The following is a 23,241-nucleotide window of genomic DNA, read 5'->3' on the forward strand; positions in this document are numbered from 1 at the left end:
CTCATAATCAGAACGGTGCATCGATATCCACGACATCAATCAGCTTGTGATTCACAAACTCCTTGATGCCCAGACCAATCAGCTCACGGCCATAACCGGAACGAGCCACACCACCGAACGGCAGATCAGCCTTCACCATCGTCGGATGGTTCACATAGACCATGCCCGTGTGGATCTTCTCGGCAACCTTCACGCCACGCGCCGTATCCTTGGTAAAGACGGAACCGCCCAGACCAAACGGCGAGTCATTGGCAACGCGAATTGCCTCAGCCTCGTCCTTCACACGATAAAGCTGCGTGACCGGACCAAAGAACTCCCAGTGACGGGCTTCATTGTCGCCATGCAGGTTCGTCATCAGAAGCGGCTGGAAGAACGCGCCCTTCTCCGGAACCGGTGCGCCGATCACTTCAACAACAGCGCCATGCTTCTTGGCTTCTTCAACCTGAGCCTTCAAATCATCGGCAGCCTTCTGTGAAGACAGCGGCGCAAGCGTCGTAGCCGGATCCATCGGATCACCAGCCTTGAACTTGAGAACCTCAGCCTTATAGATCTCAAGGAACTTGTCGTAGATGGCGTCTACAACGATCAGGCGCTTGGAAGACACGCAGACCTGGCCGGCATTCCAGTGACGCCCGAAAGCAGCCCACTTGGCAGCCTTTTCAACATCGGCATCTTCAAGCACGACAAATGCATCGGCACCGCCGAGTTCCATCGTTGCCTTCTTGAGCGCCTGACCAGCCGTGCTGGCCACAATGGCGCCCGCACCTTCAGAGCCGGTCAGCGCCACACCACAGACGCGCGGATCATTCAGGATCACGGCCGTATGATGACGGGCAGCATAAAGATTGTGGAATGCGCCCTTTGGCAGGCCGGCCTCGATCATCAGATCATCGAAGATAGCAGCACACTGCGGCACATTGGATGCATGCTTCAGCAGAACCGTATTACCGGCAGAGAGCTGCGGCGCGATGATACGAGCGATCTGGTAGTACGGGAAATTCCAAGGCTCAATCGCAAAGACAATACCTTGCGGCTGATGGATCAGGATGGCTTCGCCTTCCTTCGGATCAGCAACCGGAAGCTTTTCCGGCTTCAGAAGCTCTTCTGCGTTCTTGGCGTAATATTCAAAGATCTCAGCGGAGAGAATGGTCTCCAGCTTTGCTTCTTCATAAAGCTTGCCCATCTCAAGGGTGAGAAGCTTCGCATATTTATCGATGTCACGGCGAAGGATTGCGCCTGCCGCAGCCATAACCTTGGCGCGGTCTGCAAAGGAAACGTCGCGCCAGCTCTTAAATGCCTCATACGCGTCCGTGATCGCCTGCTGAACTTCCTGGTCAGTTGCTTCCGGGAAGGTTTTAAGCGTTTCACCCGTATATGGATTGGTCGTAGCGTAAGCCATGACGGAAAATCTCCGTTGAATAAAATGGTACCCTGCATATTGGCATGAAAGCCATGGTACGGAACCCCCAACCCCTCAAAAGTTTGAAAGTTCACATAGCCGTGTTCTGTTTAAGCTCTTCCAGCCATGCTCGTGCGTTACCATCGGACGGCGCCCTCCAGTCTCCGCGCGGAGAAAGAGAGCCGCCAGCAACGATTTTTGGCCCATTTGGCATGGCAGAGCGCTTGAACTGACTGGTGGCAAAAAACCTGTGGATAAAAATCCTTAACCAGTGACAGATTTCTTCCAGATCATAGGATTTTCGCCGGTCTTCAGGGAAATGCATCGGCCATGAACCGGTTGTAACACGTCCCCATGCCTTTTCAGCCAAAAAGGCGATACGTGACGGGCGAAATCCATACCTGAGCACATAGAAAAGCGTGAAATCCTGCAAGGCATACGGGCCAATCATCTGTTCCGTACTCTGAATTCCCTGCCCCACATCCGGAACGAGCTCAGGGGAGATTTCAGCATTGACGATCTTCTCCAGAACGTCTGGTGCACCACCTTCCAGCCCCCCTTCCCGGACCAACCAGCGAATGACATGCTGGATCAGCGTCTTCGGCATTCCAGCGTTCACATTGTAGTGAGACATCTGATCCCCGACGCCATAGGTGCACCACCCCAGCGCCAACTCAGAAAGGTCACCCGTCCCGATGACAATGCCATTTCGATGATTGGCCAGACGGAAAAGAAAGTCCGTTCTCAGCCCTGCCTGCACATTCTCGAAGGTAATGTCATGAACCGGCCTGCCCTCTGCATAAGGATGACCAATGCCCGCCAGCATCGTCTCGGCCGCAGGCCGAATATCGAGCTCATTGGTTTCTACGCCCAGTGCTGACATGAGCGCATGAGCAAGCCCACGACTTTCGCTGCCAGTGGCAAATCCGGGCATCGTGTAGGCAAGGACATGCGTCCGGGGCCAGCCAAGCTCATCAGCAGCTCTGACCGCGACCAGTAACGCCAGCGTACTATCAAGGCCGCCGGAAACCCCAATGACAGCACGCTGCGCACCACTCGCCTGCAACCGCTGACGCAGCGCGCTCACCTGAATGGTCCAGGCTTCATAGCAATCCCGGGCCAGCGTCTTCGGATCAGAAGGAACAAAAGGGAATCTTGCAACGTCGCGCTTTAACCCAAGGTCTTCCAGTGGGGCAGACAACGCGAACCCAATGGTTCTGAAACGGTCACGCCCGACACCAAACTGACCCGTCCGCAAGCGCTCCTGCCGGAGAAGATCAAGATCCACATCCGCCACCACCAGCCGCTCTCCCTGAGGGAAGCGATCTGACTGCGCGAGAAGGCGGCCATTCTCGTGAATGGAAACCTGACCATCCCATGCCAGATCAGTGGTGGATTCCCCCTCCCCAGCCGCTGCATAAGCATACGCGGTCAAAGTCCGCATGGATTGCGCCTGGCACAGCAGAGAACGGTCATCTGTACGGCCAATGGTGACTGGCGACGCAGAAGGATTGAGAACAACACTCGCCCCCGCCTGAGCCAGCATTCCGCTCGGAGGGTTGGCCACCCACAAATCCTCACAAATCTCGACGCCCAGCGTCAGACCCGACAGATCATGTGCTTCAAACAGAAGGTCCGCGCCAAACGGAACCTCAGCGCTTCCAATCCGCACCAGTCCAGACGTTCCCAAGCCAGATGTGAACTGTCTGGGCTCATAAAACTCCCGGTATCGTGGAAGATAGGATTTGGGAACCACACCCAGAATACGCCCACGATGAATGACTGCTGCACAATTATAGAGCAGCTCCCCCCGGCAAAGCGGCAGCCCGACAACAGCAACACTCATCAGGTCAGCCGTCTGCCTGGCGAGCCATTCAAGGGCAGTTCGGGCACCATCCAGCACCACATCCTGGAACCGCAAATCATCAAGCGTGTAGCCGGTCAGTCCCAGTTCCGGAAAAACAACCGTAGCAACACGCTGGCGGTCGCATTCCTTCAGGACCTCAAGAACCCTTTCCGCATTGGCATGCGGTTCAGCCAGAGAAACGGGAAGCGTACAGGCCGCAATCCGGGCAAAACCCTGATGATAAAGTGAGCGGAATCTGGTCATGGTGCCTCTCTCAGACCCAGGCGACGCAGAAGCGGGCGCCACGTTTCAATATGTTCAGCGATACAGCCATTACGAAATTGAACCGGAGAGGCTCTGTGCCGTTCTGGCTTGCTCACCCCGTTTCTCCAACCGGAGGAACATTATGACCCAGGAAACTTACCAATGGATCTGCTTCGCTGGACGGTTGTCTTCCTCATCCTTGCCCTGTGCGCCGCCGTGCTTGGGTTCGGTGGGATTTCGGCAGATTTCGCCTATATCGGCAAGATCCTGTTCTTCATCTTCCTCGTACTGCTGATCATCAGCCTGATCTTCGGACGCGGTCGCCCGAGACTCTGACAGGTTTCAGCCTCGGGAGCGCAGCATGCGCACGCTTCCGAGGCTGGCCACTACAAATACGACTACAGCATACAAACCGCCCGTCTCCGTCATGGAAATCGGAAGGCCGAACAGATAATCCGGCGAATCACAGGGCTTGTTTGGCCGGGACGGCATCGCTGCCATCCAGTCCTTGAAGCTACCGCCATGAAAAACCGGCGCACGGCACTCAGGAGCAGGGCTTGGCCAGAACTTGTGTTCAACGCCAGCGTGCAGAACTGCCAACCCGATACTGACCGCCAGGCACAGCAGACCCGCAAAGACGGGATATCGTGCGTAACGTCGCGGCAAAAGCAACGTCAAAGCGCCAATCCCGATCAGAACGCGCCAAGGCCTCCGTTCCCACAAGCACAGTTCACACGGCGCTAGCAGAAGCCGGTGCTCCGCAAACCATGCCGTCCCGAGCGCCAAAACCCCGGCCAGAACGAACAGCCCTCCCAGTATCCTGGTCATATCGGGCTGCTTCGTTCCGGTCAGAGTCATGTGCGAGAGGCCTCCAGGCTATCTAGAAACTGCTTGGCCCAGCTTCCCGCTGTGTTGCGAGAGACTTCGCCGTAAAGTGCGGACCATGCCTCATGACGGGTCTGCACGTCCATGGTGAGTGCCGCATGAAGTGCATCGGCCATCCCTTCAGCATCCAGCGGATTGACCTGAAGCGCCTCTGGCATCTCAGGTGCCGCACCAGCGAACCGTGACAGAACCAACACGCCCGGGTCCTTGGAATCCTGAGCCGCGATGAATTCTTTGGCGACAAGATTCATACCATCGCGCAACGGGGTGATGTAACCGACATCGGACACCCGATAGAGCCCTGCCAGAACATTCCGGGAAATCGGCCAGGTCGTATAACGGATCGGCACCCAGTCCGGCGTGCCATATGCCCCGTTGATCGTTCCCACCAGGCCATCAAGCTCTTCCTTCAGAAGACGATAGCTTTCCACACCCGTCCGGGAGACAGGCGTGATCTGTAAGAACGTCACCTTGCCGCGATATTCCGGATAGTTTTTCAGGAGCATTTCGTACCCCCGCATCCGCTCAGGCAGACCTTTGGAGTAATCCAGCCGGTCCACACCGATAATCAGGCGCTTTCCAACCAGACTGTCCACAATCTGCTCCACGTCTTCCGTGGATGCACTTTCAATGGCCTGCTGCCTGAAACGGATCGGGTCAATCCCGATCGGAACTGCCTCTACTTCTGCCTTGAGGCCATACTCCGCGAAACATCCCCTGAGATTCTGGGCATCCTCGGGTGTCTGCACACCAATTCGGTCACAACCTGCAAGCCCTTTCAGAAGGCGCTGCAATTGCGGCAGGAGACGCGCCACACTCCAAGGTGGAAAAGGAATATGCAGGAAAAAGCCAATCCGGCCCTTGACCCCTCTGTCCCGCAGCATCTCAGCCAGCGGGAACAGATGATAATCATGAATCCAGATCGTATCGTCCTCTTTCAGAAGAGGAACCAGACGATCGGCAAAGACGGCATTGGCTTCGTAGTAAGCCTCGCAATCTTCACGCGTGTAACGGATAAGCTGCGTTCTGTAGTGGCATAACGGCCAGAGAACGCCATTGGAAAAGTTCAGATAGAACCTGTCATATTGCCGGGGCGTCATATCAAATGTGGCATAAGTCACATTCCCAGCACGGTCCTCCATGACAGGCCGGTCCAGTGCATCTTCGCACTGTTCCCCGGACCAGCCGAACCAGAGGCTGTCCCGTGTCTGAACAGCATCATACAACCCAACAGTCAGACCACCCGCAGGCTGCGTCCGTTCTCCGGGCGCTGGTGTACGATTGGAAACAACTATCAGGCGCCCCATCCATGCCCCTCCGATAAATCGTGCAGCCACCGGCGGAACGTGACTGCATCAGGAAAATCATCCGGAATGAGCCAGCCAGCACCACCCATCTGGCGCGCAGCCCTCACTCCGTCCATGTCTGTAACGTCATCCCCGACAAAGAGTGGCAAGCGACCGCGAAAAGGATTTTCAGACATCAACTCCCGCACGGCTCCCCCCTTGTCCACGCCCAACGGACGAAGCTCGATAGCCATGTGAGCGTCCTGCAAACGAAAACCGCCAGCTTCTGGTGACCATTGCTCCGTCAACGCCCGAAATGCCGTTTCCGCCTCCGGCGCCTGACGATAGTGCAGGACCATTCCAGCCTTCTTGCGTTCCACACTCGCACCGGGATGCAAAGAGACGATATCTTCCGCCTTCTGCAGCCAGTCAGCCGGCACAGAGGGGAGAGCAGGATGGGTAATGTCTTTTTCAGGTGAGGTCCGCACGGCCACTCCATGCTCCCCCGCTACGGCATGAGGAATGCCGGGCAAAAAATGGTCGATCTGGGCGATCGGTCGGCCAGTCACAATAGCCAGCGCTCCGCCGAGCATATCTTTCAGGCGGAGGAGATCGTCTGCCAGTCCCGGGGGGACAACCACACTTTCAGGAGTAGGAGCGATATCGACCAGTGTTCCGTCGAAATCCAGCAGGATTGCAGCTTTTGAAGGCGGAAAAGGAATCTGGATCATGAGTAGGCTTCTCTTTCCAGTTTCAGGGGTACCCCCGCTCCGCCCACTCCTTATTCCAGGCCGGGATCGGCTGCGGGAGGAGGCAAGGACGGTCCGGCTGATGCCGGTGGTGCGGGAGGCACAAGAGACTGCGCACCACCAGAGGGCGGCGCGAGAGGAATCGGTGCGTGGCTGTCTGGCGCCAGCGGAACCGCTCCTCCTTCAGATGATGATGAAGAACCGGACTGATCGGTCCCCCCTTCATCTTCCGTTGCTGTCGTACCGGCCAGTTGAGGCGCTTTTATGACAGGCAGCGGTCCAGCGTCCGGCGCAACACGATCTCCCGTGCACGCCACAACACGCACATCATAAAGCGAACTGCCATAAGTCCCGAGAGATGGCTCATTCTGCAACATCCACCCGTCGAAGGGTGGTCGAGCCGAATCTCCCGAATCACGCAGGTGCAGCAACGCACCAGAGTCAGCCGGCAATGTTTCCGGACGACTGACACACGCCTCAACAGCAACCGAAAGCGTTCGGTAGGAGGCATTTGCACCCACCGGGATCGTCAGCGTTTCAATATGGGCATCCAGCCGATCCAGAACACGAATGACAGCCTGTGTCCGTCCCTGCCAGGTATTAGCGGGGTACATCGCCGGGGGAGCAACCCCTACAGCAGCAAACGCCGATGACGTTACAGACAGAGCCAGAAGCGCCGCACCGGCAAACAGAAACCGATTGGTCATGATCAGGCGTTTCCTTGGGATTTCGGGTCCACGAGATCGGCAAGCATGGCGATGAAGGACTGGCGCATGGCATCTGGGGAAACACCCATCAGAATACCGTCCTCAAACGCATCCTGCAGGGTCTGACGCAATTCGGCATCATTTTCTCTCAGCACGCGCACTTTCTCGACGCAGGCTACTGGCTGCCCATCACGATCCAGCCATGGAAAATCCTCGGAACTCACGGCTCGTCTGACAGGCCACCAGCAGGCTTCTGGGGCTTTTGAGCCTTCTGAAGCGTATCCGTGACCGAAAAGATGAATTTGCTCAGAAGCTGCTCAAGACTAATAGATCCCTGCGTCTCCGTCAGCGCCCCACCAGCCTTGATAAGAGCGTCAGCGCCACCCGGTGACAGCGCAATGTATTTTCCGCCCAACAGACTGTCAGACGTCACAATCGCTGCAGAATCTGTTGGTAGCTTCACGTCCGGGGACAGTGTGAACGTCACCTGGGCCTGAAAAGTCTTCGGATCCACAACCTCAGACATCACATGGCCGACGGTAATTCCAGCCAGACGCACATCTGATCCGACATTCAGACCATCAATCTGGCTGAAAGACGCATGAACCTGGTAGCCACCATCATCATGACGATGATGACCCAGCATCGCCAGAACCAGCATCCCGACCAGAAAGACCAGCACCAGAAACCCAGCCAGAAGCTCAAGCCGATCGTGGCGAGCTGCGGCAGGCGCTGTTCCCGTGGCTGCGCTCATGACATCACCTTCGAAAAAATCATTTTCCTGCACTAGCGGACTCCATCGCCGCAGTCCAACCCTCCCTTTGGAAACAGAGATTATCAGCCCGGGAAAATGTTATCCCCCATATCCCCATGTTCCCACCCATTAACCCGGCCAAAAGGCACGTTTTCCCGCTTCCGGGGCACCGGAACGCAGCGTAGATTCGCAGCATGACAGCCCGTCTTCATTGGACCGGCGTTCGCATGAGAACGCTTCGGGTCACCACCGATCCGGACGACAGCGCCACGCGCTCCGTCACCCTTCCGGCCGCCTGGGAGGATGATGCCGCGCAGGCGCTGGCCCAGATCACGCAAAATGGTGGCCCCATCCGCCTTTCGACGGAAGCGGCACGCTGGGTTGACACAATTGATGCGTGTCCGCCTCTCCCCGGAACGCCAGCCAATGCCCCCTCTCCTGCCCGGAGCCTGTCTTATCTTCTGCTGATGCGTCAGCTCGCCCCCAACATTGCCCTGTGGGAACGTCACCCTGACGAAATTCCAGGCTTTGTTGTGCGACTGTCTGGCTTTGTTCAGGAGGACGGTTTCGCACCAGAGCATTTCGTAGCCTGCCTGAAGCTGGCCTGCGATTCCCTGCGTCGACTTCACGCAGCAACACGCGTGGAGCGAACAGGCGAACTGCCGCTCTTTGATCTGCCCGCTGATCCGTCAGAAGAACCCGCAGGCATTATCCTGCTAACGGACCTGGATGCTTGCCTCGCATCCATGGGGCTCGACTACGACAGTGATGCAGGACGAGAGGCCGCCAGAGCCATTGCCGCACTGGCCACAAGCATCGCGCATGCAGGCACAAATCTCTCGCTTCCGACCATTCCCGCCTGCGCATCTCTACCGGGGCTACGTGCTCTCGCGGCAGAGGCCTGCGCGGCCATGGAAGGCCAGCACCTTTCCCCTGTGGAAACGGGATTTTCCGGACCCGGACCTGTCGACGCACTTCTAGGTGTTGAATCCTGTGGGTTGGCGCCGGTCTTTTCGCCCCTACGAAGCGATGGACATCTCCGCGCCTCGACCCTTGCCAGACTGGCTTACAGAGGCCTGACGCCCGAATCCGCCCTTGCGATGGCTCTTGCTGGTGAAGCTCCCCTTCCTCCGACAAGGCCGGAAGCCCATGCCGCCATGCATAAGGCCATGGAACGCTCCGTCGATTTTCTTCCGGAGTTGCCAGAACCCGAACTGGCGAATCTGCGTGCCAAACTGGAACGGGGCGCTCGGCGTCAGCTTCCAATGCGCCAAACCGGATTTACTCAGCGCACTGCTGTCGGCGGTCACAGTCTCTTCATGCGCACGAGCGAGTTTGAAGACGGCACCCTGGGTGAAGTCAGCATCATCCCGACCCGAGAAACGCCAATGGCCCGGGGTTTAATGGATTGTCTCGGGCAGGCTGTCAGCATCGGTCTTCAGTTTGGTGCCCCGCTGGACGCTTTTGTAGAACGATTCGCTTATACCCGCTTCGGGCCTGCGGGCACGGTCGAAGGTGATCCGGGCGCTGCCTACGCATCGTCGATGCTCGATTACGCCTTCCGAACGCTTTCGGAGGCTTATCTCGGGCAGCACATGCCAGACGCACCACAGATCGAACCGAACGCGGAAGATACATCTCCTATGTTGCCGTTCGATCATTCGTCGGGCGATACACCCCGCGGTCGACGCCTCAGACTGGTGAGTTGATGAAAATATGGCGTCTTCCGACGTCTGCACTGCTGGAATACATTGACAGCCTGCGGACACGTCGGTAGCTAGCGCCTGCGCTGAGAAGGAATCCGGTCATTGTGCCCGGTGGACAGGATGCGCACAGGGTAAGGGATCAGACAGCGTGGGACACGCCCCTTCCGACGAGGATGACAGCTTTGATGTGCGCCTGAAGCGCGCAAGCAAAAAGCTTGATCCCCACGCGGAAGAGTTTTCCACGAAGTCCTCCGATGGAGATGCGGGTTCTATCGCATCTTTCGGGGTTGCGATCCGGGTCGGAACGGAGCTCGTAGCCGGTCTGGCGGTTGGTGTGGCATTAGGCTACGCTCTTGACCGCTGGCTGGGTTACAGGGTTCTTTTCCTTCTGATTTTTGCCCTGCTAGGTTTTGGTGCCGGCATGATGAATGTCTGGCGGGTTTTGAATGGGCCGGGCATGGTGCCCGAGCTGAAAGATGACGGGAGAAGCCAGCGTGGCAGCCGGATCGACGATTGACGCGCTCGGACAGTTCGAGCTCCATCCGGTTCTCGGATCTCTGGGCGAAGCTCTGCGGTTCTCACAGTCTCCACTGTTCATGCTGATCGCCGTTGTGCTGGTGCTCGCATTCCTCTTCATCGGAATGCGCCCAGCCTCCGTCGTTCCTGGCCGTCTTCAGGCCGCAGCCGAAATTGGTTACGACTTCATTCATGACCTTGCCATCGGCACGATGGGTGAAGAAGGCGCTGCTTTCTTCCCGTTCGTGTTCGCTCTGTTCTTCTTCATTCTCGCCGGCAACTACCTCGGCCTGCTTCCCTTCTCCTTCACCTATACAAGCCATATCGCAGTGACACTTGCGCTGGCCGTAACGGTGTTCGTGATCTCGATCCTGGCTTCCCTGCGCTTTCAGGGTCTGGGTTTCTTCAAGCACTTCATGCCAGCCGGCGCCCCTGTGTGGCTGTCGCCGCTGCTCGTGCCGATCGAGATTCTTTCTTTTCTTTCTCGCCCCGTCAGCCTGTCGATCCGTCTGTTCGCCAACATGGTGGCCGGTCACGTTCTGCTCGAGGTGTTTGCCGGCTTCACAATCATGCTCGCCGGTCTGGGCTTCTTCGGTCATATCCTGGCCGTTGCCCCGATCGCGATCAACATTGCGCTGACGGCTCTGGAATTGCTGGTGGGTGTGCTTCAGGCATACGTTTTCGCCATTCTCACCTGCATCTATCTGCGCGAGGCCGTCGCTCACTGAGCGCGGTTTTGCACAACCCCTGTATCGACCCTAAAGGAACCTGACCATGGACGTTCAAGCCGCTCGTGACATCGGCGCCGGTATTGCAGTAATCGCCCTCGCAGGCGTCGGCATCGGCCTCGGCAACATCTTCTCGACGCTCGTGAGCTCCATCGCTCGCAACCCGGCTTCCCGCCCGCACGTTTTCGGCCTCGGCATGCTCGGCTTCGCGCTGACGGAAGCCGTTGCTCTGTTCGCGCTGCTGATCGCCTTCCTGATCCTGTTCGCCTGAGGTCGAACATGCACCGCACGCCACGTCTTTTCCTGTTCGCCGCTCCGCTGGCGGCTGTGCCGGGCCGAGCTGTGGCTGCGGGCATGCCGCAGCTGAACGTCCATGATCCGCTGCTGATCGGACAGGTCGCCTGGGGAGCCGTCATTTTTGCCGGCTTCTATGTCGTCCTTAGCCGTTCCGCTCTGCCGCGGATCGAGCGCGTGCTGTCGAACCGACGCACCCGCATCCAGAACGACCTCGATATTGCCCGCCGTGCGAAAGCCGAGTCCGACCGCGCAAGCGCCGAACTCCTGAGCACCCGCCATGAAGCGGCCGCACAGGCTCGGGCCAATGTAGAGCGCATCCAGAACGAGGCACGCCTCAGCGCTGAAACGCATGCACGGGAAACCGCAAAGCGTCTCGAAGCTGAAGTCGCAAACGCCGAAGCCCGGATTGCCCAGTCCCGCGAGCAGGCTCTTTCCAGCCTCCCCGCGATTGCTACTGGTACCGCTCAGAACCTGGTCTCCCGTCTGATCGGGGAACAGGATGAACAGACTGTCGCCAGCGCCGTGAAACGCGTCAGCGCCTAAGGAGACGACGATGTTCCAAGAACCCCGTTTCTGGACTGCCCTGGCATTTGTCCTCTTCTTCGTGATCTTTGGTCGCAAGCTCTGGGCCGTCATCACGAGCCATCTTGATGCCCGTGCAGAAGGCGTTCGCCGTGATCTGGACGAGGCAGCCCGTCTCCGCCGTGAGGCAGAGCAGATGCTCGAAGATGCGACCCGCGAGCGTGAGAAGACGCTGGCAGAAACGCAGGCCATGATTGCCCGCTCAGAGACGGAAGCTGCTGCTTTGGCAGAACGCGCCCGTCACGAAGCAGAAGCAGCAGCCGGCCGTTACGAGAAGATGGCGCACGACCGGATTGAAGCCGCAGAACGCGCTGCAATCCGTGAAGTTCAAGAGCGCGCAACAGCCATTGCCATCTCGGCAGCTCGCGATGTTGTGGCCTCTCGTCTTTCCGAAAGCCCGGACGTTGCTGCTCAGCTGATTGAGCAGAGCATTCAGAATCTTCCTGAAGCGCTGCGCCGTTCTGCGGCCTGAGTTTATGACATCCGTCCGCCCATCCCAGACTCCTGTGACGCTTTCCATTGTCATGGCAGTCCTGAATGAGGCGGACAATATTCTACCTGTCTGTCAGGAACTCGCTGGAGTTCTTGATGGCTTCCCGGAAAATACTGAAATTCTCGCCATCGACGATGGCAGTACAGATGCCACTGTCGAGAAGCTTCTTGAAGCACGACGTCAGTATCTTCCAAATCTCAGAATTCTTAGCCACCCACGGCGCCTTGGCAAATCTGCTGCTCTGAGAACCGGAGCAGCCGCCGCTCATGGCGAATGGATGGCGACCATTGATGGCGATGGTCAAGACGATCCTTCTTCCATCATCCGCATGCTTGAGCTGGCACGTTCAGCCAATTCCAAGCCGCCGCTGGTGGTTGGTGTCCGTCGAAAAAGGAATGACCGTCTCTCCCGGCGCATTGCGACAAAGCTGGCCAACGGCTTGCGCCGTCGCCTTCTGAATGATGGTTGCCCGGACACCGGAGCGCCCCTCAAACTTTTCTCTCGTGAGATGTTCCTGCGTATTCCGCAGTTTGAGGGTGTACACCGCTTTCTACCGGCCCTCCTTGGACACTATGGCGCCCCGCTGATCTGCCATGAAGTTCAGCACCGTGCTCGTCTGCACGGCTCATCAAAATACACCAATTTCAATCGGGCTCTTGTCGGCATCCGTGATCTTCTGGGTGTCATGTGGCTGCAAAACCGAACCCACCTGCCCGATCGTCTGACCGAACACTGATCCATCCTTTAACGAGGATGGCCTTTCAGACACTTTCCGGCCACCATTCTCTGATGGACCGGAACGGAGCCTCTGCATGAAACTGACATTCCGGCATTATGCCCTCCTTGGGCTAGTGACCTTTCTGCTTGCCTTGCCGGGACGCATGACATTGCCCCCGCTGGATCGTGACGAGCCACGTTATATGGAAGCGTCAGAGCAGATGCTCACGTCCGGAAATTTTGTAGACGTCCGCTTTCAAGACAAGCCACGCTATTTGCAGCCGGCTGGCATCTACTGGCTTGAAGCCTCTTCTGCAAAAATTGCGGAAGAACTCTTTGGCTCAGACGTTCTTCGCAAAACCTGGCCCTATCGCATTCCAAGCCTCATCGCCGCCGCCCTTATCATTCCCCTGACAGCCTGGATGGGAAGCGCACTTTTCGGAGCAGTTACCGGTCTGATGGCTGCGGGCCTCCTGATGGTTTCGACGCTCTTTGTCGCCGAAAGCCATATGGCGACAATCGATACAGTCCTACTCCTGGATATCCTGTGCTTTGAAGCAATGCTTCTGAAGGCATTTCTCGATCGTCAGAAGAACAGTCCGACATCCGTCTGGGTTGCGTGCGGTTACTGGTTGGCGTTGGGCGTCGGCCTAATGCTCAAGGGCCCTGTTGTTCTCATTCCAGGCTTTTGTACCCCACTGGCCCTATGGGCTGTCGAACGTGATCGAGAGTGGTGGTCCAGACTGCGTCCGCGCTGGGGTTGGCTGCTCATGCTCGCCGTAGTCGTTCCCTGGTGTGTCGCGATTGATGTTGTCAGTCATGGGGACTTCTTTTCACGCGCCATTGGCCGTAATTTTCTGGGGAAAGTAGCACATGGCCAGGAAGCTCACGGCCTACCACCGGGCTTCCATCTTATTGTCTTTGCGCTAGCATTCTGGCCTGGATCTTTTTTTGCTGCTTTGGCAATTCCCTCAGTCTGGAAAAATCGCAAACTGCCTCAAGTCCGGTTTTTGCTGAGTTGGATTATCCCGCACTGGCTGGTCTTTGAACTAATCGCCACGAAGCTTCCGCATTACGTTCTGCCCACATATCCGGCCATTGCAATCCTGACTGCCGCGGCTCTAACGATTTGGGGTCGTCCAGCTCTTTCCAAATGGAGCAAAATCGCTCTCGGATTCTACGGCGTTATATGGGCCGCAGTTGGATTGGCCTTCTGTTTCGCTGGCACGGTCGTGCTGTATAAAATGCAGCACATGCTTTCGATCCGCGAATGCCTGGCGCTCTGCGGAGCACTCCCTCTCATGGGAGGAGCAATTCTTCTTTTAATCCGCAATCATCGGCAGCAGGCAGCTTTTTGCGCGATGGGTGCCGCTGTCATTGCACAAGCCGGCCTCTTCCTGGCTGTAATCCCCAACCTGCAAACCATTCGACTGGCTCCCCGAGTGGCTGCACTTTTTGAAGACGTGAAGCCATGCGCTCAAACTGTGCTTGTCTCGACATCTTATTCCGAGCCAAGCTTGGTTTTCCTGGTGGGTGAACACACGCAGTTGATTGGCCCAGAAGCCGCGGCAGCTTATCTCCAGCAGAATCCTCGTTGCACCCTCGCTCTGGTAGACCGAAAGGATGAAAAGACCTTTCGGGATGCATTGAACCGAACCAACCTTAGCATCGTAGAATATGGCCGTATCCAAGGCCTGAACTACTCAAACGGTCATCATCTTGACCTGGGCATGTTCGCCCCGGACTAAATTCCTGGAAATTGCCATGGTGGAGCTGAGGGGAATCGAACCCCTGACCTCCTCATTGCGAACGAGGCGCTCTCCCAACTGAGCTACAGCCCCATGGCACTTTTGATAGTTCCCATCAGCCCGGTTTCTGTCAAGCAATCCGGATGAGGTTGTCCTGTCTCGCCGAGGCAGATACAAAACCTGTTCCTGGCTGGCCGCTTACCCGGTCTTCCGCGTTTTCCGACGAGGTTTTCAGCATGCTTGCCCTGCACGCCATTATCCTGATGATCATTCAGGCATTCGTATGGGCTCTTCTGGCTTACTGTATCCTGTCCATGCTGCTGGGCTTTGGCGTGCTGGATATTCGTAACCGGTTTTTTTACTCGCTCTTCAACACCCTCGCGCGCGTCGTCGAACCGATTCTGGCCCCTATTCGGAATATCCTTCCCAGCACAGGCGGCATGGACTTCGCGCCGATGGTCCTGCTGCTGGCAATCCAGTTTCTGGTCTATCCCTTGGTCAACCGTGTATTCGCCATGCTGATTTACCACCCTGCTTTCTAAGACTTACCGGACTGCGCGCCACACTTCCTCCAGCGCATCAGCCAGATCATTGTGCGGCTCACTCCACTGACCTGAGTGCATCGGCGGTTGCATCCAGGCGCGCCACCCTTTTCCCGGCTCACGTTCAATGCGAACAGACCAGTCTTCAGGCAAGCGGCTTAGCACACGCTCCATCCGGACCTGACTGGTCAGTGGCTTGGCGTAATTATGCCCCATGGTGGAGCTCCTTTCACAACGTGAACTCCTGAGCTGCAATGACCATGGCAAAAATAAAAAACCGGACATTACAGTTCAAAACATCTTATGCCTTTTAAATAGGCACGATGCTGCCAGCTGCAATATCCGGAATGAGTTACGGCTACTTTAAGAGCCGGAAAGCCGGAGAGTTTTACCCTGTCAGGCTGTGCCACCTACCGTCAGGCCAGACAACTTCAACGTTGGTTGCCCCACTCCGACAGGAACGCCCTGACCAGCTTTGCCGCATGTCCCAATTCCCGGATCAAGCGCCACATCTGACCCGATCATCGAAATCTGGTTCATGGCATCTGCACCGTTTCCAATGAGCGTCGCCCCCTTCACCGGGCGCGTCACTTTTCCATCTTCAATCAGATAAGCTTCAGACGCCGCGAAAACGAACTTCCCGGACGTAATATCAACCTGACCACCGCCAAAATTGACGGCATACAGTCCACGCTTTGTAGAGCGGATCATCTCGTCGGTCGTTGCTGTTCCTTCAAGCATCACCGTATTTGTCATACGTGGCATAGGGGCATGAGCGTAAGATTCCCGACGCCCATTTCCCGTGGAAGACACACCCATCAGACGAGCATTCAGGCGATCCTGCAAATAGCCCGTCAGAATACCGTCTTCGATCAAAACAGTCCGTCCCGTTGGCGTTCCTTCATCGTCGATGCTCAAAGATCCTCGACGCTCAGGTAGTGTGCCATCATCAATAACCGTCACCCCAGGAGCAGCCACACGCTTCCCGACCATACCGGTGAAAGAGGATGTTCCTTTCCGGTTGAAGTCCCCTTCCAGCCCATGGCCAACAGCTTCATGGAGCAGAATACCTGGCCATCCTGGTCCAAGCACCACATCCATTTCTCCTGCAGGTGCCGGCGCTGCATCAAGGTGCAGCAGAGCCTGCCTCAGAGCTTCATCAACTGCTGCTTTCCATGTCGCGCCATCCAGAAGACGATCCAGTTCATACCGTCCCCCCTGTCCATGACTACCACTCTCGCGACGACCGTTCTTTTCAACCACGACCGATACATTAAGACGGACCAGCGGACGAAGATCCGCAACGCGATCTCCAGCATCCGAACGCCGCATGATCTGCACGGCCTGCCACTCGGAACTCAGACTGGCACTGACCTGAACAACGCGGGTATCCACACCACGGGCATAGGCGTCAATTTCGCCCAAAACTGCCGCACGCGCTGCGAAGTCCGTTCCCTCCAGCGGTCGGGAGTCAGAATAGAGACGCTGATTGGTTGATCGCGGCCCCGGCGCCATCACGCCACTTCGTCCCTGTCGCACGGCACCGACCGTGCTAACCGCACGTGCCAGGGCGTCTTCACTCATTTCATCAGAATGGGCGAAAGCCGTTTCTGTTCCCAAGACTGCGCGCAGACCGAAGCCGGAAGAGGTTGTGAAACTCGCTGATCGGATTGTCCCGTCATCCAGTGAGATCCCCTCATTTTCGCGGTATTCGAGAAACAGTTCTCCATCATCTACCCCTGCCAATCCCTGTGCAACCAGTGCTTCGGCACCCTCCCGCGTCAGTCGGGAACCGGGGCGGTCAAAAAACAGGGCATCAGTTGTGGCAAGGGCTCCCAGCGCATCTGCGGCAATGGACATCGGGATAATCTCCTGGCTGAGAGGATGGTGAAGAACTAGAAATGGGTCATAGCACGCGAATTGAAAGAGGCCGCCTTCAGGTGAGTGCTTTTTCGAGGCGACGCAGGGCGTCCTGAAGAATTTCCGGCTTCTTGCAGAATGCAAAGCGGATCATGTTGCGTGGCGGTTCAGCGCCCTCCGGGTCATAAAAGGCAGAGACCGGGATTGTTGCTACGCCTGCATGCTCAACCAGCCATTCGGCAAACTCCACATCCGTCCGCCCGTGAGCATGACGTGACGTATCCGCCACGACAAAATAACTTCCATCTGCGGGAAGTGTCTCAAAACCGAGGCGATGCAATCCTTCCACAAGAATGTCTCGGCGCAATTCCAGGTCAGCGGACAAACTTTTGTAGTAGCTGTCGTCTTTATTCAGACCATGCGCCACAGCGCGCTGAAGATTAGGAGCCGTGGCAAACACCAGCACCTGATGAGCCTTGGCAACCACAGACGCCAGAGCCGCGGACGCTGTGACATACCCGACTTTCCATCCCGTCAGAGAGAAGCTCTTGCCTGCGCTCCCAATGCGCATGCAGCGCTCCCGCATGTCAGGAAGCGTCATGAGGGGAATGTGTTTCACGTGAAACGTCAGGTGTTCGTAAACTTCGTCACAGATCACATAGGCATCATGTTCCTTCACCAATCCTGCAATCAGCTCAAGTTCAGTCTGTGAAAAGACCTTGCCCGCAGGGTTCATCGGAGAGTTCAGGATCATGGCCTTTGTTTTGGGGCCAAAGGCTGCACGAAGCTCTTCTTCGGGAAGCTTCCAGTGTGGCGGCTGAAGACGGACGCACTTGGGAACTGCGCCGATCATCTTGAGCATGGGAAGATAGGTGTCATAGAGGGGTTCGATCAGAACCACTTCATCACCAGCTTCCACAACAGCCATCAGGCAGGCTGCCAGAGCCTCCGTTGCTCCAGACGTCACAACGACCTCTGTCGCCGGATTAATCTCAAGCCCATAAAAACGCCGGTTTGATTCAGCGACAGCCTGCCGGAGCTCCGGCAGCCCCGTTAGTGGCGCGTACTGGTTTCTATTGTCCTTCAGCGCCTCGGCCGCGACGTTGATAATATCCGCCGGACCTTCAGTGTCCGGAAAGCCCTGTCCCAGATTGATTGCATCATACTTGGCAGCAAGCTGAGACATAATCGTGAAAACGGTCGTGGGCAGCGAGGACAGATAGGTATTGGGCGTTTTCATGGACCAGAGCTTTTAAGACATGGAACGGAAGAGAGACCTCACCATTGCAGGACCCGCTCGTCCTGAAAAGCCATTCCCTGCGCTTTGGTCCTCACCTCACGATCTCAGTTGAACAAACGTCTTTTTGGAATCAGTACCCGCACAGTAACTATGGAATTCCCGATCAATAAAATTTTCCCGATCGGACAACACCCCGGCAAGTCAGAGCTTCCCCATCCCTGATCGGCCAGAAAAACGCGTCCAATCAGGCCAAGTGCCATTTTGAGACACTTTCTTTCTTCAATTGATGATGAAATGAAGGTGTATGTCGTACTCGACAGATGGGAAATTGTCCCGTAATCGTTTTGAAGCCGTTCACACGATGCAAGGCGACAGATCGATGGCCAGAAAAGCCCCTACTTCCTCCACCGCCAAACCGAAAGCTGCAGCTCCACGCCGCGCTTCCGCCAAGGCTGCTTCCCCCAAGACAACCGCCGCAGCTGGCAAGCCACCAGCACCGAAGCCCGAGGCCGTTGCCCGCGTTTTCGAGATGATCCAGGAACATGCGGCTGAGTTCGTCGATCTGCGTTTCACCGATCCCAAGGGCAAGTGGCACCACACGACCCAGACGGTCTCCACCATTGAAGACGACACGTTCGTTGAAGGCTTCATGTTCGATGGCTCGTCCATCCAGGGCTGGAAAGCGATCAACGAGTCCGACATGGTTCTGCTGCCAGATCCGGAAACGGCCGTCATGGACCCGTTCTCCGCAAAGCCGCAGCTGATCCTGTTCTGTGACATTATTGATCCCAAGACAGGCAATTTCTACAATCGTGATCCCCGCTCCACGGCCAAGCTTGCAGAAGCCTATCTGAAGGAAGCCGGCTTCGGCGATACCGCTTTCTTCGGCCCGGAAGCTGAATTCTTCATCTTCGACAACGTCCAGTTCGGCACCGGCCCGAACTTCGGCACGTACCAGCTCGACAGCATCGAAGGCCCAGGCGCATCTCTGAAAGCCTACCCTGAAGGCAACATGGGCCATCGCCCTGTCGTCAAGGGTGGCTACTTCCCGGTCCCGCCAGTGGACAGCGAGCATGACCTCCGCGCCGAAATGCTCTCCACGATGGGCGAAATGGGTCTTCCGATCGAGAAGCACCATCACGAAGTTGCACAGTCCCAGCACGAGCTTGGCACGAAGTTCGACACACTCGTGAAATCTGCTGACTTCATGCAGATCTACAAGTACTGCGTGCACAACGTTGCCCACTCCTACGGCAAAACGGCCACGTTCATGCCGAAGCCGATCTCGGGCGACAACGGTTCCGGCATGCACGTTCACCAGTCCATCTGGAAAGACGGCAAGCCAACCTTCGCTGGCGACAAGTATGCGGACCTGTCCGAAGACGCACTGTTCTACATTGGCGGCATCATCAAGCACGCCAAGGCTCTGAACGCGTTCACGAACCCGTCCACCAACTCCTACAAGCGCCTGATCCCGGGCTTTGAAGCGCCCGTGCTGCTGGCTTACTCCGCTGCCAACCGTTCAGCTTCGTGTCGTATCCCGCACGCCACGAACCCGAAGGCAAAGCGCGTTGAAGTCCGCTTCCCGGACCCGATGGCAAACCCATATCTCGCATTCGCAGCCATGCTGATGGCTGGTCTTGATGGCATCCGCAACAAGATCCACCCTGGCGACGCTATGGACAAGGATCTGTACGAACTGCCGAAGGAAGAACTGGCTCAGATCCCGACGGTCTGCGGTTCGCTCCGTGAAGCCCTCGAAGCCCTCCAGGAAGATCACGCATTCCTTCTCGAAGGCGGCGTTTTCACCAAGGACCAGATCGAGAGCTACATCGACATCAAGTGGCCTGAAGTCTACAAGTTCGAACACACACCCCACCCGGTCGAGTTCGAGATGTACTACTCGGTCTAATCCGAGCAGACTTCTGCAAAACGGAGAAGCCCGGCCTTTGCGCCGGGCTTTTTCGTACCCGCTTTCCCTGTTACGGCACCCGTCATGATGCACCCCGCTTTCGAGGCTTTTTCAACTTCCGTCCTGCCCATTCTGGATATTGCCGGAACGGCCGTCTTTGCCGTTTCAGGAGCCCTCGCCGCCGCACGGGAACGCCTGACAATCCTGACTTTCATGTTCTTCGCTGCCATTACAGGTGTTGGCGGTGGAACCGTGCGCGATCTGTTGATCGGTGCACCTGTCTCATGGATGCATAACTCCACTGGCATCACAGTCTGCATGGTCTGCGCTTTGCTCGTCTGGTTCACGCCAGGTCGCCTCTGGTCCGAGCGCGCCGTAGACTGGTTCGACGGGATGGGGATTGCGGCTTATGGCGTGTATGGCGCAGCCAAAGCCATTGCTTATGGCATCCCACCTGTTCCAGCCGCTCTGATGGGAATTGTCAGTGCCTGCATGGGAGGCATTTTTCGCGATGTGCTGGCTGGCGTCCCATCCATCATCATTCGTCCAGAACTATATGTTACGGCCGTTGCCCTCTCATCGTGCAGCTATGTGCTGCTGACAAAAGCAGGGTGTGACACCACACTGGCGGCTGCCATCGCCATTTTCGCAGGGTTTGCCCTTCGCGCACTTGCCCTTCTCAAGGGACTGTCGCTACCGCATTATCGAAAATAGCCCTCCTCACGGAAAAGAACGTCCGCTCATGCGCATCGCCCCCGTCCTGAAGGGACTTCTAGCCGCTCTCCCTCTGCTTCTTTGTGCCCCCATAGCGCACGCCTCAGACTTTGATATCGTCGTACTGGGAGCCGCCGGAGGCCTGGATGACGGAACGTTAAGCGCCTACCTAATCCGGCCTGAAGGTTCCGACAAAGGCGTTCTTTGCGATGCGGGAACCGTTCTGCATGGCTTGAAAGACGCCGCAAAAGCGGGTGCGTTCAAAACCCTTTCCCTCAAGTCCGCAACACTGACTCCGGAAGGGGAAATCCTTCACACGACCATTGCGGCCTATCTCATCAGCCATGCTCACCTGGATCATATTGCCGGTCTAATCGCCATCTCCCCGGATGACACACCCAAGCCGATAATGGCTTTTGCGTCCGTCAACGCCATTCTCGCAGACCATATCTTCAACTGGCAGATTTGGCCCAACATGGGCGACAAAGGCGTCAAACCCCGGCTCAGCACATACCGCTATGACGATCTAACACCCGAGAAGCCAACACCTATTAGCGGAACATCTTTGCAGGTTCAGGCCTATCCATTGAACCACGGAGGTGTGGAATCGACAGCATTTCTGCTCACAAACGGCCCAGACGCCCTGCTCTATCTCGGAGATACCGGGCCAGACGCCCCACAGCACTCAGATCACCTGCATCGTCTCTGGCAGGCTATCGCGCCCCTTGTGCGTCAGAAACATCTCCATGCCATCATGATAGAGTGCTCTTATGACAACTCCATTTCCGATAGCCACCTGTACGGGCATCTGACGCCGCACTGGGTAGAGGCAGAACTGGAAGACCTTCAGCAGGTCACAGGCGTTTCGCTCAAAAATCTGCCCGTCGTAATTACGCACGTCAAACCGACACTCAGACGCCAGCAGGATCCCGTTCTGCGCATTCATGAAGAACTGGAAGCGGGCAATACAACAGGCGTCCACTTCATTATGGCAGCTCAGAGCCTGCACCTCAGGCTCTGACCGCCAAAGGCAATCTCTCAGTCAGCCAACAACATCAAAGCCAACGTCTTCCACTGTCTCTTTCAGCGCTGCCGTAGAAACCTTGGCATCGTCATACTGAACAACGGCCTGTGCTGGCTCCAGGGTCACATCCGCAGCGGAAACGCCAGGAACAGCTTCAAGGGCTTTCTGGAGCTTGCCTGAACACCCTGTGCAGGACATGCCTTCGACCTGAAATGTTACGGTTGCTGTCATGGGTGTCTCTCCTTCGTGCATGGTTTGCCGCCCCAACAGCGACACATCAGAAGAGACATATTCCCGCTGGAATTGAAACAGCTTTCAGATCGCGTCACTGATTTCATCAAGCGGCGTCACCTTCATCAACTGCACCGAAGCATCCAAACGATCCAGCAACGCGGCAAGAGACCGGAAATGCGGCGTCTGCAGATGCTGCTCGAAAGCCTCAGTCGAAGCCCAGCGCTCCTCGGCCGTGAAGCGTCCTGCATGGTCCTGATCGCGGCTGATTACGTAACGCTGGCAGCCTTCTTCCGCACGTGATGCAACAATGCAGCGTACCAGTTCCAGCTCCAGCTCTCGTGCTTGGTCAGACGATACAGTCAGAATGGCGACAACACAGGCAGCATGACTCACGATGTTTTCCTCACAAAAAAAGATACAGGATCTGGTTCTCATCGGTAAACTAATGACCCTCGCCCCTGTGCGCTGCCATTTCTACAAGATACGTTTTCTGAAATCTCCCCCATGTTTCACATGAAACATCTTCCTGAAATTTCCGGAGGCACCTATTCATGAGTCTTGAAAGCGTAAGGACTGATCTCGCCCAGCGCGCGCCTGATCTCTCCATCATCGTGACGGAGCGTTCCACGGCTACTGCTGAGGAGGCTGCTGCCACACACAATGTCGAGCCCGATCAGATTGCCAAAACACTTGGCGTGAAGGTTGGGTCAGGTCCACAGGCTAAAACTGTGCTGATCGTCATGGCAGGAACAAAACGTCTGGATAATCGTCTGACAAAAGACGCTCTGGGAGGTCGTCCCCGCTTCCTTAACGGAGAAGAAGTGCTGGAACTTACAAGCCATCCGCCCGGCGGCGTTTGCCCCTTTGGACTATCAGAGCCACTTCCCGTTTATTGCGATGAGTCTCTGCGCGCATTTAACATCGTGATCCCTGCAGCAGGTGCCACCAATGCCTCCGTCATGCTCACCCCGGCGCGTCTGGCAGAACTGACGTCTGCAGAGTGGGTCACCGTCACATCCTGATGGACGGTAAAAAAGG

At 56.7% G+C, this 23,241-nt stretch carries 27 protein-coding genes and 1 tRNA gene; 14 read left to right on the forward strand and 14 right to left on the reverse strand.

Features of this window, described 5'->3' with window-relative positions; translation table 11 throughout:
- Positions 1-7: 7 nt before the first annotated feature.
- Together M2305_RS06005 and M2305_RS06010 are read right to left on the reverse strand one after the other, a co-directional pair.
- Positions 8-1,399, reverse strand: coding sequence for an NAD-dependent succinate-semialdehyde dehydrogenase (locus tag M2305_RS06005; protein ID WP_046900348.1), 1,392 nt, complete (start codon positions 1,397-1,399; stop codon positions 8-10).
- Positions 1,400-1,490: 91 nt separating this feature from the next.
- Positions 1,491-3,509 carry an NAD(+) synthase gene (locus M2305_RS06010; RefSeq protein WP_264648845.1) on the reverse strand — a complete coding sequence of 673 codons (2,019 nt, stop codon included), beginning with the start codon at positions 3,507-3,509 and terminating at the stop codon, positions 1,491-1,493.
- A 162-nt stretch (positions 3,510-3,671) separates the two neighbouring features.
- On the opposite strand from M2305_RS06010, the gene M2305_RS06015 reads away from it, so the two are divergent.
- Positions 3,672-3,845: a DUF1328 domain-containing protein gene (locus M2305_RS06015; RefSeq protein WP_046900350.1), complete on the forward strand. Its 174-nt coding sequence runs from the start codon at positions 3,672-3,674 to the stop codon at positions 3,843-3,845.
- Between the two features lie 6 nt (positions 3,846-3,851).
- Here M2305_RS06015 and M2305_RS06020 read toward each other — a convergent pair whose 3' ends face one another.
- From M2305_RS06020 to mlaD, 6 genes are read right to left on the reverse strand one after another with little or no spacing between them, the layout of a single operon-like run.
- A complete protein-coding gene (locus tag M2305_RS06020) occupies positions 3,852-4,367 on the reverse strand; it encodes a disulfide bond formation protein B (protein ID WP_211512165.1) in 516 nt (171 codons plus the stop codon).
- On the reverse strand, positions 4,364-5,701 hold the full coding sequence (locus M2305_RS06025) for an alpha,alpha-trehalose-phosphate synthase (UDP-forming) (RefSeq protein WP_064275514.1): 1,338 nt from the start codon (positions 5,699-5,701) through the stop codon (positions 4,364-4,366). Before M2305_RS06025 ends, M2305_RS06020 begins: the two co-directional genes overlap by 4 nt.
- Positions 5,689-6,411: a trehalose-phosphatase gene (gene otsB, locus M2305_RS06030; RefSeq protein ID WP_046900353.1), complete on the reverse strand. Its 723-nt coding sequence runs from the start codon at positions 6,409-6,411 to the stop codon at positions 5,689-5,691. The genes M2305_RS06025 and otsB overlap by 13 nt, the downstream gene beginning before the upstream one ends.
- 50 nt (positions 6,412-6,461) lie before the next feature.
- Positions 6,462-7,136, reverse strand: coding sequence for a DUF2155 domain-containing protein (locus tag M2305_RS06035; protein ID WP_264648846.1), 675 nt, complete (start codon positions 7,134-7,136; stop codon positions 6,462-6,464).
- A 2-nt stretch (positions 7,137-7,138) separates the two neighbouring features.
- On the reverse strand, positions 7,139-7,360 hold the full coding sequence (locus tag M2305_RS06040) for a hypothetical protein (protein ID WP_046900355.1): 222 nt from the start codon (positions 7,358-7,360) through the stop codon (positions 7,139-7,141).
- Positions 7,357-7,890 (reverse strand): outer membrane lipid asymmetry maintenance protein MlaD, encoded by a 534-nt coding sequence (gene mlaD, locus M2305_RS06045; protein ID WP_207204216.1) that lies wholly within the window; start codon positions 7,888-7,890, stop codon positions 7,357-7,359. The genes M2305_RS06040 and mlaD overlap by 4 nt, the downstream gene beginning before the upstream one ends.
- A gap of 194 nt (positions 7,891-8,084) precedes the next feature.
- Between mlaD and M2305_RS06050 the strand changes: the two genes are divergently transcribed.
- From M2305_RS06050 to M2305_RS06085, 8 genes are all read left to right on the forward strand, one after another.
- Entirely contained in the window at positions 8,085-9,599 is a 1,515-nt protein-coding gene (locus tag M2305_RS06050) for a TSCPD domain-containing protein (protein ID WP_264648847.1), read from the forward strand.
- Positions 9,600-9,744: 145 nt separating this feature from the next.
- Positions 9,745-10,113, forward strand: a complete 369-nt coding sequence (locus M2305_RS06055; RefSeq protein ID WP_086634744.1) for an AtpZ/AtpI family protein — start codon at positions 9,745-9,747, stop codon at positions 10,111-10,113.
- Complete coding sequence (locus M2305_RS06060; RefSeq protein ID WP_046900946.1) at positions 10,091-10,840, forward strand: F0F1 ATP synthase subunit A; 750 nt, start codon at positions 10,091-10,093, stop codon at positions 10,838-10,840. The genes M2305_RS06055 and M2305_RS06060 overlap by 23 nt, the downstream gene beginning before the upstream one ends.
- Before the next feature lie 46 nt (positions 10,841-10,886).
- Complete coding sequence (locus M2305_RS06065) at positions 10,887-11,111, forward strand: ATP synthase subunit C family protein (RefSeq protein ID WP_007284348.1); 225 nt, start codon at positions 10,887-10,889, stop codon at positions 11,109-11,111.
- Between the two features lie 8 nt (positions 11,112-11,119).
- Complete coding sequence (locus M2305_RS06070; protein ID WP_046900359.1) at positions 11,120-11,680, forward strand: F0F1 ATP synthase subunit B family protein; 561 nt, start codon at positions 11,120-11,122, stop codon at positions 11,678-11,680.
- 10 nt (positions 11,681-11,690) lie between these two features.
- Positions 11,691-12,191: a F0F1 ATP synthase subunit B family protein gene (locus M2305_RS06075; RefSeq protein ID WP_064275509.1), complete on the forward strand. Its 501-nt coding sequence runs from the start codon at positions 11,691-11,693 to the stop codon at positions 12,189-12,191.
- 4 nt (positions 12,192-12,195) lie between these two features.
- Complete coding sequence (locus M2305_RS06080) at positions 12,196-12,948, forward strand: glycosyltransferase (protein WP_264648849.1); 753 nt, start codon at positions 12,196-12,198, stop codon at positions 12,946-12,948.
- Positions 12,949-13,024: 76 nt separating this feature from the next.
- Positions 13,025-14,677: an ArnT family glycosyltransferase gene (locus M2305_RS06085; RefSeq protein WP_211499308.1), complete on the forward strand. Its 1,653-nt coding sequence runs from the start codon at positions 13,025-13,027 to the stop codon at positions 14,675-14,677.
- A 17-nt stretch (positions 14,678-14,694) separates the two neighbouring features.
- Here M2305_RS06085 and M2305_RS06090 read toward each other — a convergent pair.
- Positions 14,695-14,770, reverse strand: a tRNA-Ala gene (locus tag M2305_RS06090).
- Positions 14,771-14,913: 143 nt separating this feature from the next.
- Between M2305_RS06090 and M2305_RS06095 the strand changes: the two genes are divergently transcribed.
- Positions 14,914-15,219, forward strand: a complete 306-nt coding sequence (locus M2305_RS06095) for a YggT family protein (protein WP_046900947.1) — start codon at positions 14,914-14,916, stop codon at positions 15,217-15,219.
- A gap of 3 nt (positions 15,220-15,222) precedes the next feature.
- Here the strand turns inward: M2305_RS06095 and M2305_RS06100 are convergent, their stop codons facing one another.
- The 3 genes from M2305_RS06100 to M2305_RS06110 all read right to left on the reverse strand — a co-directional run bounded on the left by M2305_RS06100 (position 15,223) and on the right by M2305_RS06110 (position 18,319).
- The gene (locus M2305_RS06100) at positions 15,223-15,435 is read right to left on the reverse strand and encodes a hypothetical protein (protein ID WP_211500281.1); all 213 of its coding nucleotides are present in this window, start codon (positions 15,433-15,435) and stop codon (positions 15,223-15,225) included.
- A 180-nt stretch (positions 15,436-15,615) separates the two neighbouring features.
- Positions 15,616-17,079: a metalloprotease TldD gene (tldD, locus tag M2305_RS06105; protein ID WP_264648850.1), complete on the reverse strand. Its 1,464-nt coding sequence runs from the start codon at positions 17,077-17,079 to the stop codon at positions 15,616-15,618.
- Positions 17,080-17,155: 76 nt separating this feature from the next.
- The gene (locus M2305_RS06110; RefSeq protein ID WP_264648851.1) at positions 17,156-18,319 is read right to left on the reverse strand and encodes an aminotransferase; all 1,164 of its coding nucleotides are present in this window, start codon (positions 18,317-18,319) and stop codon (positions 17,156-17,158) included.
- A 529-nt stretch (positions 18,320-18,848) separates the two neighbouring features.
- Here M2305_RS06110 and glnA point away from each other — a divergent pair.
- From glnA to M2305_RS06125, 3 genes are all read left to right on the forward strand, one after another.
- Positions 18,849-20,231 carry a type I glutamate--ammonia ligase gene (glnA, locus tag M2305_RS06115; protein WP_046900948.1) on the forward strand — a complete coding sequence of 461 codons (1,383 nt, stop codon included), beginning with the start codon at positions 18,849-18,851 and terminating at the stop codon, positions 20,229-20,231.
- A gap of 84 nt (positions 20,232-20,315) precedes the next feature.
- The gene (locus M2305_RS06120; RefSeq protein WP_064275503.1) at positions 20,316-20,945 is read left to right on the forward strand and encodes a trimeric intracellular cation channel family protein; all 630 of its coding nucleotides are present in this window, start codon (positions 20,316-20,318) and stop codon (positions 20,943-20,945) included.
- Between the two features lie 28 nt (positions 20,946-20,973).
- A complete protein-coding gene (locus M2305_RS06125; protein WP_264648852.1) occupies positions 20,974-21,966 on the forward strand; it encodes an MBL fold metallo-hydrolase in 993 nt (330 codons plus the stop codon).
- Between the two features lie 21 nt (positions 21,967-21,987).
- Here the strand turns inward: M2305_RS06125 and M2305_RS06130 are convergent, their stop codons facing one another.
- Positions 21,988-22,200: a heavy-metal-associated domain-containing protein gene (locus tag M2305_RS06130; RefSeq protein ID WP_264648853.1), complete on the reverse strand. Its 213-nt coding sequence runs from the start codon at positions 22,198-22,200 to the stop codon at positions 21,988-21,990.
- An 84-nt stretch (positions 22,201-22,284) separates the two neighbouring features.
- Positions 22,285-22,596 carry a putative quinol monooxygenase gene (locus tag M2305_RS06135; RefSeq protein ID WP_264648854.1) on the reverse strand — a complete coding sequence of 104 codons (312 nt, stop codon included), beginning with the start codon at positions 22,594-22,596 and terminating at the stop codon, positions 22,285-22,287.
- A gap of 158 nt (positions 22,597-22,754) precedes the next feature.
- Here M2305_RS06135 and M2305_RS06140 point away from each other — a divergent pair, with 158 nt between their 5' ends.
- Positions 22,755-23,225, forward strand: coding sequence for a YbaK/EbsC family protein (locus tag M2305_RS06140; protein WP_264648855.1), 471 nt, complete (start codon positions 22,755-22,757; stop codon positions 23,223-23,225).
- The last annotated feature ends 16 nt before the right edge of the window (positions 23,226-23,241 follow it).

The organism is Gluconobacter cerinus, assembly GCF_025961355.1.
Lineage (GTDB): Bacteria > Pseudomonadota > Alphaproteobacteria > Acetobacterales > Acetobacteraceae > Gluconobacter > Gluconobacter cerinus.